The organism is Anabaena sp. 4-3 (assembly GCF_001597745.1).
In the GTDB taxonomy this organism is placed as follows: Bacteria; Cyanobacteriota; Cyanobacteriia; order Cyanobacteriales; family Nostocaceae; genus Trichormus.
The window spans coordinates 159,835-172,249 of the sequence record NZ_LUHJ01000067.1 but is presented as its reverse complement, the minus strand read 5'-3'; the positions used below and the strand labels follow the sequence as shown (position 1 = coordinate 172,249).

Below are 12,415 nucleotides of genomic sequence, written 5' to 3'. Positions count from 1 at the left end.
ATCTTCTGTCACAGCATATCTATCTCAAGATAGTAGGCAGATTGACAAAGGGTTGGCTTTTATTCTATTACCGGAAAAGCCAAAGTAATGGTAACAAACCTATAGAGTGATTAAAGGTTAAGGAGTGATTAGTATAACGCTGAGGCTGGCAGTTACGGTGATTTTAGCGTTATTTAAGTTGAATAATTTCAAGAAAATATGAACAATTTAACCTTCACAGTGGAAGATAATCCTGATCCCGAAGATATTCTTATATTAATCAGCAAAATTATGGAATATAAGCCCAGTATTTAGCAAAATCAGGATACTGCTTATTCCTTAAGCGGTTTCAAAACCAATAGCGTTCAGTTAAGGCGGCAACAAGTTCGTAGTCAGGACTTTATTCCTGAGAAAATAAGGACTAAAGTCCTTACTACAAACCAGCCTCGCTTACTTCCTCTGTTGTTCACTCTCGCCTCATCGCTGCCACTTCTGCTATTGTCAAACTCAATGAGTCGGCAACTTGTTCTACACTTAGTCCCATATCTAGTAACCGAGAGACAGCATTTAACCTAGCTTGTCGTTCAGCGTCAGCCCGTTGTTGATTTGCCTCCTCTGGTAATAAAACTACGTTACCAGCTTGATCATAAAATCTCAGCCAAACCGCATTGTCATCTTCTACTGTGCCGTTCCAAGTTCCTACCCACAACCCTAAACTGGAACTCCACAACCATCCTTGGGGATTAGGGGTGATTGGTTGGTAGCCTTTGTCACTATCTAGATGCCATCCTTGCAGGGAATTCACTTTAAAGGGATGAAAAACAAAATAGTCTTTAGTTTTAAATACTTGTTCGTAAAGACGTTTTTTCATGCCCAAATCTTTGGCTTCTGTTGAATCTGAAAGTAATTCAACAATCATGTCGGGATAACGTCCATTTTCTTCCCATACTACCCAACCTAACCTTGTGGGGTCATTTTCTACATCTAAAACTACAAAGAAATCTGGCCCTTTAAAATCTTGATTTTTGGCTTGCTTACTGCTGTAATAAATAAACATATTACCGCCAACGAAATAGTTAGTTCGTTCTGCCCAATAATGTTTTAGTGAACGAATTAATACATTCATGGTGATACGGTGGCGGTTACTTTCCAAGGGTTCTCCGTCATCAAAAATTAAATCTGTGGGTGGCATGGGAGGTTGCCATTCCAAAGATTTGTTAGTTGTTTCTTCGGATAATTGGGTACTTTCTATTGACACAAAGTCCGCCCCCATAAATCTTAACTTTGGTGTTTATTTTAGCGTGGGCAAAGTCTAGATAAACGGGAATAGGGAATAGGTAAGGTAGGATGGTTGTTGTTAGGAAGCACAAGCTCGTGATTTGGTTTGGATGATTGCTTTTAAGATACGTTTGAGGGAAGCTTTTTTAATTAACTTCATCGCTTGTTTAGCATCTAGCCAACGTCGATATCTTGTACTCGCTTCGGGATAATGACTACTCACTATGTCAACTGGTAATAAATACATTTTGACACGGTAAATTTTGCCACGTTTGCGATATTTGTAACTACCGAGTTGATTAGCTTCCACCTGTCCAATGACTCCAGCTTCTTCCCAGGCTTCTTTTGCTGCTGAAGCTGGGGGAGTCATGCCGTTGACAATTCCGCCTTTAGGCATTACCCAACGCTGGCGATCGCGTGTCGTAATTAGCAATACTTCTACTCTACCATTTCTGACTCTGTAAGGAATGACCCCAGATTGTTTTAGCACTTTAGTAACTTTTCTGCCCATATTAATACTCTCTCTGTGTTGTTGTTGTATACGCTGTTTACTCCAAAATACGGGGAGTCGATACCGGATGAATTTTAATAAAGATATGTTTTACTTTATTAAAATTGATCAATACCACAAACTGATGTGAATTGTCTGAATAAAACTACGCAAAAAATGTAGCTATCAGTGAATTGCTGCTAGTTTCTCCGTTAAGTCACTGATGGCAGGACTACCCAAAGACAGACATTAAACCGCGATCGCTCAGGAGAATGTAACAAAAATTACTAAAATATGAAAAATCAATTCAAAATACCCTGCGGGAACGCCAAAGGCGTACAAAATTCAAAATGGTTGATGGTTGATGGTTGATTGTTGATTGTTGACTGAGAAAGAATTTCTTCCTCATCCCCCTCATCCCCAATCCCTACACGGGCTTTTGATCTAATCTTGTGGCTTGTTCTAAAGCTGCCTTTTCTTTGGCTCTGTGGGCGTAAGATTTTAATTGGGTGCGATCGCAACCTGTAAGAAGACTCAAATTTTCTAGACTAATTCCCCGCGTTAACATTTCTACACGCCAAGTATGTTGGGCTTGAGTAATTGCTGGTGGTTGCCCTTGGGGAGTTAATAAACTTGCTGTCCATTTTTCCCAATGCGTCAACACCTCAGATTCCGAAATGGGTTGACTAGCTGCATTCAAAAACATCGCTGTCTGGCTATCTTTACGACTTTTGAGCCATTTAGTTAAAGGATTATCTGTGTAAGAACCGTAGCGTTTACCCAAAATCCATTGATTGACAGGGACTTGTCGCCAGCATCCTGGGGTGGTAATTTGCAGGAAATGACCATTGGTATCGTAAATTTGATGGTTTCGATGTAAATTAACTATTTCTTGAGCAGATAAGCCAGCCGCAAATAATAAGTAAGCGATCGCATAATCTTGTAATCCTGACTTTTTGGCTTGTTGCAGAATTGTGTGAACTAACACCGCCGGTAAATCAGCTATTGCTTGGCTGTTCAAACTGGTTTCTAAGCCATTCGCCTGTGATGACATCGCACCGTGCAGAAATAACCCCACCAAATTCTCTAGAAAATCGTCTCGACTTTCCCATAGTTCATGAAACTCACTGGTGAATTCAATCACGGCATATCCCAAAATCATCCCATTGAGCAAACTAGCTAATTTTTCTGCTGGTAGATAGGTGTGCAAATCTCCCTGTTGAATTACAGTAGCTAGATACTGGGCTACGTAGCGGTTAGCCTCAGTGAATCCTCTGCCCAAAGCACGCCGATTTTCCGCCGGAAATTGGTCAGCTTCTCCGACTACAGAACGAACCAGTTCCGGTATTCTCTCCAATGCCTGTAAAGTGTCACTTGCATAATCTTTCAACGCTTGGTAAACATCACCTGGAGGAGTAGCCCGTCTGACTAAAGATTCCCCTAAATTGGTAAAAGCTGCCGATTCTTCCAGTACAGCTAACAATAAACCGTGTTTGTTGCCAAAATTGCGAAATAACGTTACTTCGTTAACTGCTGCTTTTTCAGCAATTTGGCGAGTGGTAGTAGCACTAACTCCCTGAGCCGTAAACAACTCCAGTGCAGCTTGAATTAGACGTTGACGGGTGGAAACAGGTTGAGAAGTCATAAAAAAATGTAAGTAACACTTGCAGGGAAAACAGGGAACTGTTAGCATAGCAAGTGTAAGTGATACTTGCTCTAGTCTACTGTAATGAATTCGGTTGCCGAGTAGATGAATCCCTTGTGGGCTAAGTAATGCAATAGATACCAGAGCAAATCTTTACATGAACCATCAACAGGAATTTTTATGACCGCAAAAAGTCTAGCCGCATCAGAGGGAGAAGCTTCACTGCACCTCAAGTGGACAAATGTGGCATTTTTTGGGATAATTCACGCCTTAGCACTGTTAGCACCTTGGTTTTTCTCCTGGTCGGCCTTGGGTTTGCTGTTATTTCTACATTGGTTGTTTGGCAGTATTGGTATTTGCCTGGGGTATCACCGATTACTCAGCCATAAGAGTTTTCAAGTACCCAAATGGTTAGAATATGCGATCGCTCTCATCGGTGCATTAGCATTGCAAGGAGGGCCAATTTTTTGGGTGGGAGGACACCGCCAACATCACGCCCACACCGAAGATATCAACTTAGATCCTTACTCTGCCAAGCGGGGCTTTTGGTGGAGTCATATGTTATGGATTTTATATCCTCGTTCCGAATTTTTTGATGAACAAACCTATCACAAATACGCCCCTGACTTAGCCAAACAACCTTTTTATCGCTGGTTAGACCGCTATTTTCTCCTCTTGCAAATTCCTTTAGGATTGTTGCTTTACGCTGTGGGTGGATGGTCTTTTGTGATCTATGGTATGTTTCTCAGAGCCGTCTTACTTTGGCACTGTACTTGGTTCGTCAACTCTGCAACCCATCTCTGGGGATATCGCACCTTTGACGCAGATGATAACGCCCGTAATCTCTGGTGGGTTTCTCTCGTCACCTACGGCGAAGGTTGGCACAACAACCATCACACTTACCCCCATGTCGCCAAAGCTGGTTTTCAGTGGTGGGAAATTGATGTGACTTGGTGGAGTATTAAATTTTTACAAACTTTAGGTTTAGCGAAAAAAGTAACTTTACCCCCCGTAGTTAGGTAGAAAGTAGGGGTTTAGCATTGCTAAACCCCCACAGGTTTAGGGGAGACAAGGATGGAATATACTGGTGAAATCTTACGGCTTCATTTCTTAAAAAACAGCCAAAACCAGTATGAATGAGCATCTACAGCGACTGATTGAGAGTATTCATCAAGAATTATTACCTGAGTTGCAAGTTGAGAGTGTCAATCCCTACGATCCTGTAGAAGTTCACTATCTCCCCCATCCTTGGCGACTGGTTGGTAAAGGTAACTATGCGGCGGTAGTTAATCACCCTGAATACCTTGATGTGGTAGTGAAGATTTATGCACCTGAAAGGCCAGGATTTGCAGAAGAAGTAGAAGTGTATCGTCGTCTTGGTTCTCACCCAGCATTTTCTCAGTGTTTATATGCAAAAGACGGTTGTTTAATCCTCAAGCGATTATATGGGGTGACTTTATACGACTGTTTCCAAAGGGGTTTGCGTATTCCCAAACGAGTGATAGAGGATATAGATCAAGCTTTAGATTATGCCCGTCAGCGTGGACTGTTTCCCCATGATGTCCACGGGCGTAATGTCATGATGTATGAAGGTAGAGGTTTAGTAGTAGATATTTCTGACTTTCTGCATCAGGATAAATGCTCTAAATGGGATAACCTCAAACGGGCTTATTATTGGCTATATCGTCCCATCCTTGCACCACTCCGGCTGAGAATTCCTTACTTTATACTTAATTTTATTCGTAAATCTTATCGCTTCTTTACTTTATTAACTGCTAGAACACAGAAATCTGTTGTTTCCAGTTCCTCTGCTTCTTTGAAAACTCGGAGTTAGCTGTCACTCAACACGGGGAGTAGGAAGCGAAGGAAGCGGAGGAGAGAAACTAATGACTAATGACTAATGACTCATAACTAATGACTTAACTGTAGCTCAAGTCTTTGCTTGGCTGAAGATGGCAAGCTAACCAGTCAAAAACCAGCAGGATTAAACTACAAAATCATAATCACGGTGGTTAATTAGGTGTCAGCAAAATGCTAATTTGGGAAACTGTCACCTAAATATCAGGAAAGTTTAACCTATGCCATACTTGAGTGACGCAAGTGCAATGCGTAGCATAGTTGCTGAATATACTCAAGCTACTACTCTTTGGATAGATACCGAAGTAGCAGAATTTAACACCCGTAATCCTAGATTGTCGCTGATTCAGGTTTTAGATGATCCTGACGATATGAGTGGCGATCGCGTTTACCTTTTCGATGTCCTGCATCAACCGCAAATCATAGCTGAGTTTATTGACCAAATTATGCTCAATCCAGCTATCGAAAAAGTATTTCACAATGCTAATTATGATATCAAATTCCTCGGCAATAAGCAAGCTAAAAATATCACTTGCACTTTAGAATTAGCCAAAAAAATTCCCTACCATATTTTACCGTTACCTAACTATCAACTCCAAACTTTAGCTACAACATTATGTAATTTTAACCATATTGATAAACAAGAACAAACGAGCGATTGGGGACGCAGACCTTTAAGTGAGACGCAAATAGAATATGCTTATTTAGACTGTATTTATCTGGCGCAAATCCATCAGCGTTTGCTAGAATTACAATTAATAAGTAACCCAGACCCACAATTAGAAGATGTCGCAGTTCTGAGTGAAAATTTTACAGAAATTGAAGAACAGTGGAAGCTGTTAAACTCAGAATATGAACATCTCAAAGAGCGTTTAAAAAGAGCTATGGAGGCTCAAAACCTATCCGAATCTGCGTTTTATAAACTGAGTAGTTCTAACCGGAAAGTAGTAAAAGTGCAGTTTTTAGAACTGGCAAGTTTGGTACAAAACCAAGGAATTAGTTTAGATTTTCCGGTAACGCTCACACAAAAACTGCAAAAAGATTTAGGGGAAAATCTCGAACAGTTATCTGTAGATATAGAAACCAGTAAATCTCTGCGACTACTTCCTAAAAAGTCTGAGAATGAAAAAGAGGAGGAGTAGAGTAATCGGTAATTGTTAATAATTGAATGACGGTATAATAAATAACCACAATAAAATTTATTTGTTAAAATTCCTGGTTGAGCAAACAGACTACTGTTAATAAAACCTAGAGGATAGCAGGTAGGCGTGTCTATGGGCTGGGTACATCTCAAAACAATGAGCATTCATGTTTAATAAAGCTCATTCACTGAATTTGGTAGTAGCGTTATCCAGTTGTCAAGACGAATGAGAGCAAGTTATGAAACAGTGGTTATTGGAGCAAAAGCGGGTGAAGTTATCTAAAATTTTGACTATAGGTGTGTTCACCGCACTGAGCGCGATTACCATTGTTTCTTGTAGTAACAACAAAGATGTTTTGGTGACAGAAATAGGGGTAAATACTCCTACTCGTCGCCCTGCGAAAAACTCTCAAGCGGGAACAGCTTACTTTGAAGGGCAGAAACAACACTCCCAAGGTAACTTACAAGCGGCGATAGACTCCTATAATAAAGCATTGAGTTTAGATTCTGAATATGCGGCAGCGTACAAAGGTAGAGGATTAGCCTACTTTGATTTGGGTGACAAGCAAAAAGCGATCGCAGATTACAATGAAGCTATCCGTCTAGCTCCCAATGATGCGGAAGCCTTCAACAGTCGGGGAAATGCTCGCGCCTCCCTAGGCGATCAACAAGGCGCAATTACAGACTACAATGAAGCAATCCGCCTGTCACCCAATTACGCCGAAGCCTACAATAATCGTGGGAATGCGCTGTCTGTACAGGGAGACAAAAGCGGCTCTATCGAAGATTTTAACGAAGCAATTCGCCTTAATCCCAAATATGCGATCGCCTACAATAACCGAGGTAACGCCCGTGCGGCTCAAGGCGACTTACCAGGAGCTATCAGTGATTATAACCAAGCTATTCGCCTCAATCGTAACTTTGCCCCTGCGTATAATAACAGAGGTAACGCCCGCGCCGCCCAAGGGGATAAACAAGCAGCCTTATCAGATTTGCGGAAAGCAGCAGAACTATTTCAAGCCCAAAGCAATAATGATTTATACCAACAAGTCATGAATAATATTCAAGAATTAGGGCAGTAAAAGTTATATCTTGCACCATTCTCAATGAGAATAGTGCAAGATGTGACTTAAGTTATATCATACAGCCACACTCACCTGCTGAGAATAATAAGCAGGTTGGGCATATACGCTAATAATGCTATCACCAACTACAAAAAACTCACCTTCTCGCTCATATTTAGAAAACTGTAAATCAGGATATTTCCGAGCAATTTCCCTTGCTGTCAGGGCTGGTACAGACATTTCTGGCGGTAGCTTACCAGTCACACCAATGTAAAAGACTAAAGGAGAAATTCTTTCTTGATAAATTTTGTCTGCATATTCTTCTAGCTTAACTTTAGCATCAGTTAAAGCTGTCACCATCGCCTCTTTACTGACACTATTACCAGAGAATTGTTTATGCAACAACTCTACTAAATTTCTAGCACCAACTTTAGATAACATTGCTGTGACTATGCCGTAATTTTCGATGCCTAAAAAGTCATCAAAAATTACTTTCATAAACTCATCGACTTTGGTGATTTTGACACGGGATGATAAGAGTTTATGTCTAAAGGCGATATTTTCTGTCAAAGCTAGACTAAAATTAGGTTTAGTGAAAATTTCGCCAGTGTCTCTGTCATATACCTGATACATTCTATCTAAAAATTTGTTGGCAGAATAAAACTTGCTCAGATTCAAAATGTCTTTACTGCCAATATCAATTTTGTAAATAGTCTGTACGTCAATCGTACCATCAGCTAATGCTTGTTCACGAGTTGTATAGGCGTTAGTAGTGGGGAAATTTAGATAAACATTGCCAGAAAGATAATGAGTTTTTAATTCATCTAACTGGGGTGGCATAAATGTATCTGATTCTCCTTTGAGATGCGCCGCAATAATACTAGAAATTACCTTGACTTTTGCTAATTCATCAAACCAACCATCAAGTCGAGGACATTTGATAGCATGGTTGACTAGGGGGATATTCTCCAGGTTAAGACTGTATTCCCGATGAAAATCAAATTCTGCTGCGTCTAAAACATCTTGGAGTAATTCAAAAACTTTTTTGCTGCTAATTTTGATTTTTAAACAAGCAACATTCAGCTTACCGTTGCTAACGATGGTATAATTATTGAATGTATGTAAGTCATTAACTAGCAAACCTGCCACTTCTAAAATCGGGGTTTTATCCTCTGATTTGATTAGCTTAACTTGCCGTTTAACTAGCATATTGACTGTGGCAGTATTGCGGTTAAACTCAAACTTATCTAGGCGCACATATTCGGCATTATCTATATATTCTGTTCGTAACCAAGGCTGAATAATTTCTCCTTTGGCATCCCTGACACCACGAACCCGTTTGACACCTGTTCTGTGATAATTTTCTCGCAGATGTTTGATATTGATAATGATGTGGTTGCGGTGTTTTGTCAAAATTTCGATGAGTTCTAGCAGAGAGATTTTTTGTTGATTTGCCATGCTGCTATTCTCCTGATTTAGCGTCGAAATTAATGACTTTTGTTGATATTCCTACCTATATAGTACATTTGTATTAACAAAATGTCAAGCTTGTAGCTCTTGTGGTGCAGGCTAGAAGCCCACACCAGACGGGCTAGAGAGCTTATCCTACATTGGTGCGTGAGGCGCGATGCTGACTCTTGAAGGTGCAATCATCTTCTCTGGCGCGCCTCACACACCCTACAAATAAGTCAGTTATTGTTCTGGTTAATTTTAGGTAAACTAAGTAACGGATAAGTCTGCCAAGTTTCCGCCGAGTGAGGAAGCATTGACAGCAGCAGGCATAGGAATGAAGAGAATTTATGGCACTTATAGTTCAGAAATACGGTGGTACATCTGTCGGTTCAGTCGAACGTATTCAAGCTGTGGCACAGCGTGTATATAAAGCTGTGCAAGCGGGAAACTCTCTGGTAGTAGTGGTTTCCGCTATGGGGAAAACCACCGATGGACTCGTTAAGTTAGCCAATGAAATTTCTCGGAATCCTTGCCGCCGGGAAATGGATATGTTGCTTTCTACCGGGGAGCAAGTCACCATTGCTTTATTGAGTATGGCATTGCAGGAACTCGGACAACCAGCCATTTCGATGACTGGGGCGCAGGTAGGCATTGTGACAGAAGCAGAACACACCCGCGCCCGGATTTTAAACATTGAAACGGAACGCCTGATGCGTCATATTCAGGCTGGTAAAGTTGTTGTAGTGGCTGGTTTTCAGGGGATTTCTAGCAATGGCGAACTGGAAATTACTACTTTAGGGCGTGGTGGTTCGGATACCTCCGCCGTGGCTTTGGCTGCTGCTTTACAGGCGAATTTTTGTGAAATTTATACAGATGTACCGGGTATTTTCACTACAGACCCGCGCTTAGTTGCTCAAGCGCAGTTGATGAATGAGATTACCTGTGATGAGATGCTGGAGTTGGCAAGTTTGGGGGCGAAGGTTTTACATCCCCGTGCGGTGGAAATTGCCCGTAATTATGGTGTACCTCTGGTAGTTAAGTCGAGTTGGACTGATGATCCTGGTACTTGGGTAACGACACCCCAACCTCAAGAGCGATCGCTGATTAATTTAGAAATTGCTCGTCCTGTAGATGCGGTAGAATTTGATACTAATCAGGCGAAGGTGGCTTTGTTGCGTGTCCCAGATAAACCAGGGGTTGCAGCTAGGCTATTTGGGGAAATTGCCCACCAAAATGTAGATGTAGATTTAATTATTCAATCTATTCATGAAGGTAATAGTAATGACATTGCTTTTACCGTAGCGACACCGATATTAAAACGAGCCGAAGCCGTAGCAGAAGCGATCGCCCCAGCTTTGCGGAGTACATCTAACCCCCACACCGACGAAGCAGAGGTTATGGTAGAGCAAGACATTGCTAAAGTCAGTATAGCCGGGGCGGGGATGATTGGGCGACCTGGGGTAGCGGCGAAAATGTTCGCCACCTTAGCCGCAGCAGGGGTAAATCTGCTGATGATTTCTACCAGTGAAGTCAAGGTGAGTTGTGTGATTGAGGCGGCAGATTGCGATCGCGCCGTTGCTGCACTATGTAACGCCTTTGAAATCGTTTCCTCACCTACCTCCACACCCTCCCCCGCCCCCGTTTCCGCCCATCCTCCGGTGCGTGGTGTCGCCTTAGACTTAAATCAAGTGCGGCTAGCAATTCGCCAAGTACCAGACCACCCAGGAATGGCGGCTAAGTTATTTGGGACTTTAGCACAGCATAACATCAGCGTAGACATGATTATTCAATCCCAGCGTTGTCGGGTAATTGATGGAGTGCCGAAACGAGACATCGCCTTTACAGTTCCCCGCTTAGATGGAGAAACCGCCCAAAAATTGCTGACGGAAGTCGCCGCCGAATGTGGCTGGGGTGATGTAGTCTTAGATAGTGCGATCGCCAAAGTTAGTATAGTTGGTGCTGGAATGGTAGGACATCCAGGGGTAGCAGCTAAAATGTTTGAAGCTTTAGCCCAACATCAAATCAATATCCAAATGATTGCTACTTCAGAAATTAAAATTAGCTGTGTCGTAGCACAAGAACAAGGTGTAGAAGCACTGCAAGTCATTCATGCCGCTTTCGGGCTAGCTGGTAATCAAAAATTTGTCGTACCAGCGTAGTGGGGGCTGGGGACTTATCAATTCAAAATTCTCTCATTCAAAATTCTTGCATTAAAGAATTCTTGAATTATTGAATTTTTGAACCAATCTCCCCTGCTCCCCTGCTCCTCTGTTTCTTCAACTATTCCTAAAATGCCCATCCTCCATTTTGGCGATAAGTTCGGCAATGCGACGCTCACCACACCAGACTAAATCTAGTTTTCGCAGTTGTTCTACACTGATGTCATGCTCTATTTGGGTGAGGTTGTAGTCTTCAATTTCTTCCATTGCAATCAACAAATCATGTATAATTACTAATTCATCAAACTGGGGATTTGACTCCTCATCATTAATAATGGCTGTGACTCGTTCCTGTGGTAATCCGGCTAAAGCAGCAAAAATAAATTTTGTCGGGAAATCTACATCTTGAAGTGCAGGGTTGCGCTTGACTAAACCAGCTATCAGCACCCCCAAATAAGCGGCTGCTTGCGAATTACTTAACCAATGAACGTTTTGCGCGGCAATTGCGGTTAAATTGGCAAAAAATGGACATCCTAATTGTTTTTCAATCGCCTTTGTGATATCGGGAACGGGTGAGGTTTGTAATTGTGCCGCCAATAAAACTTGTTGTTCTGGGGGTAACTGATTAAGGATAATTTCCTGAGCGCGATCGCTGATGATAATTTCGTCATCAATGCCAAAGCTGAAGTCTTTACCCGGTTTTAAGCCCGCATTCACTAATATTTGCCACAGATGATTTTCGGCTTGTTGCTGCACTTGTTCATAGTATGATTGCCCGAAAAAATTTTGTAAAAACCATCTGTGACTATCACCATCACATTCGCGCAGAACTTGGTTAACCAGTAAATTAGTGAGTTTTGCTGCACCTAAAACTTTTGTCCAATAAATAATTAATCTTTGTATAGCAGTTGAATCACGCTGGTTTAGTGCCTTCAGCAATTGACGTTTGGCTTCATTTTGGTTTTTATCTCGTCTCAAGCTGTACAGTTTCACCTAATTATTGTGGTTTATGAATGGTAGAGATTACAACTCTTTTAGCGAATTCATCAATGAGATGTCATGAGTGGTATCTCTGAAGATTTGATACATAAAATTACAATTTAGCCAAAGCATAACATAATCATCCGTGCCTTCCTACTAAGGTATTAACTAATTTGCTATTGGCAGTTCTCTAAAAATCGGAAATCATAAAGTCATGGCTATGTCAAGATTAATACGTTACTTTATACTATTGATGCCAAAATTAGTTGTAGGCGACCCCTACACTTTTCTCTTTACCCTCTAAAATGTGAAAATCCAGAAGTTTTTTGTCTAACCTATTGCTAAATTTTGATTAATTGATACACTTGT

At 41.4% G+C, this 12,415-nt stretch carries 10 protein-coding genes; 5 read left to right on the top strand and 5 right to left on the bottom strand.

Features of this window, described 5'->3' with window-relative positions; all coding sequences use genetic code 11:
- Positions 1-445: 445 nt before the first annotated feature.
- The 3 genes from A3775_RS18945 to A3775_RS18935 all read right to left on the bottom strand — a co-directional run bounded on the left by A3775_RS18945 (position 446) and on the right by A3775_RS18935 (position 3,392).
- On the bottom strand, positions 446-1,171 hold the full coding sequence (locus A3775_RS18945) for a Uma2 family endonuclease (protein ID WP_231867037.1): 726 nt from the start codon (positions 1,169-1,171) through the stop codon (positions 446-448).
- 165 nt (positions 1,172-1,336) lie between these two features.
- Positions 1,337-1,768: an NUDIX hydrolase gene (locus tag A3775_RS18940; RefSeq protein WP_066375833.1), complete on the bottom strand. Its 432-nt coding sequence runs from the start codon at positions 1,766-1,768 to the stop codon at positions 1,337-1,339.
- A 406-nt stretch (positions 1,769-2,174) separates the two neighbouring features.
- The gene (locus A3775_RS18935) at positions 2,175-3,392 is read right to left on the bottom strand and encodes a TetR/AcrR family transcriptional regulator (protein ID WP_066426265.1); all 1,218 of its coding nucleotides are present in this window, start codon (positions 3,390-3,392) and stop codon (positions 2,175-2,177) included.
- A gap of 180 nt (positions 3,393-3,572) precedes the next feature.
- On the opposite strand from A3775_RS18935, the gene A3775_RS18930 reads away from it, so the two are divergent.
- The 4 genes from A3775_RS18930 to A3775_RS18915 all read left to right on the top strand — a co-directional run bounded on the left by A3775_RS18930 (position 3,573) and on the right by A3775_RS18915 (position 7,472).
- Positions 3,573-4,415, top strand: coding sequence for a fatty acid desaturase (locus A3775_RS18930; RefSeq protein WP_066426264.1), 843 nt, complete (start codon positions 3,573-3,575; stop codon positions 4,413-4,415).
- A gap of 109 nt (positions 4,416-4,524) precedes the next feature.
- On the top strand, positions 4,525-5,226 hold the full coding sequence (locus tag A3775_RS18925) for a serine/threonine protein kinase (protein ID WP_066375824.1): 702 nt from the start codon (positions 4,525-4,527) through the stop codon (positions 5,224-5,226).
- A gap of 244 nt (positions 5,227-5,470) precedes the next feature.
- Entirely contained in the window at positions 5,471-6,391 is a 921-nt protein-coding gene (locus A3775_RS18920; RefSeq protein WP_066375823.1) for a 3'-5' exonuclease, read from the top strand.
- A gap of 238 nt (positions 6,392-6,629) precedes the next feature.
- Positions 6,630-7,472, top strand: a complete 843-nt coding sequence (locus A3775_RS18915; protein ID WP_066375821.1) for a tetratricopeptide repeat protein — start codon at positions 6,630-6,632, stop codon at positions 7,470-7,472.
- 57 nt (positions 7,473-7,529) lie between these two features.
- Here A3775_RS18915 and A3775_RS18910 read toward each other — a convergent pair whose 3' ends face one another.
- On the bottom strand, positions 7,530-8,912 hold the full coding sequence (locus A3775_RS18910) for a hypothetical protein (RefSeq protein WP_066426263.1): 1,383 nt from the start codon (positions 8,910-8,912) through the stop codon (positions 7,530-7,532).
- A gap of 341 nt (positions 8,913-9,253) precedes the next feature.
- Here A3775_RS18910 and A3775_RS18905 point away from each other — a divergent pair, with 341 nt between their 5' ends.
- Complete coding sequence (locus A3775_RS18905; protein ID WP_066426261.1) at positions 9,254-11,065, top strand: aspartate kinase; 1,812 nt, start codon at positions 9,254-9,256, stop codon at positions 11,063-11,065.
- 117 nt (positions 11,066-11,182) lie between these two features.
- Here the strand turns inward: A3775_RS18905 and A3775_RS18900 are convergent, their stop codons facing one another.
- Positions 11,183-12,058 carry a hypothetical protein gene (locus tag A3775_RS18900; protein WP_066375810.1) on the bottom strand — a complete coding sequence of 292 codons (876 nt, stop codon included), beginning with the start codon at positions 12,056-12,058 and terminating at the stop codon, positions 11,183-11,185.
- Between the last annotated feature and the right edge of the window lie 357 nt (positions 12,059-12,415).

Bases quoted from the DNA above. Each gene is read 5' to 3' on its own strand.
- A3775_RS18930 (WP_066426264.1), top strand. From the start codon at position 3,573: ATGACCGCAAAAAGTCTAGCCGCATCAGAGGGAGAAGCTTCACTGCAC.
- A3775_RS18925 (WP_066375824.1), top strand. From the start codon at position 4,525: ATGAATGAGCATCTACAGCGACTGATTGAGAGTATTCATCAAGAATTA.
- A3775_RS18905 (WP_066426261.1), top strand. From the start codon at position 9,254: ATGGCACTTATAGTTCAGAAATACGGTGGTACATCTGTCGGTTCAGTC.
- A3775_RS18935 (WP_066426265.1), bottom strand. From the start codon at position 3,392: ATGACTTCTCAACCTGTTTCCACCCGTCAACGTCTAATTCAAGCTGCA.
- A3775_RS18945 (WP_231867037.1), bottom strand. From the start codon at position 1,171: ATGCCACCCACAGATTTAATTTTTGATGACGGAGAACCCTTGGAAAGT.
- A3775_RS18940 (WP_066375833.1), bottom strand. From the start codon at position 1,768: ATGGGCAGAAAAGTTACTAAAGTGCTAAAACAATCTGGGGTCATTCCT.
- A3775_RS18915 (WP_066375821.1), top strand. From the start codon at position 6,630: ATGAAACAGTGGTTATTGGAGCAAAAGCGGGTGAAGTTATCTAAAATT.
- A3775_RS18910 (WP_066426263.1), bottom strand. From the start codon at position 8,912: ATGGCAAATCAACAAAAAATCTCTCTGCTAGAACTCATCGAAATTTTG.
- A3775_RS18920 (WP_066375823.1), top strand. From the start codon at position 5,471: ATGCCATACTTGAGTGACGCAAGTGCAATGCGTAGCATAGTTGCTGAA.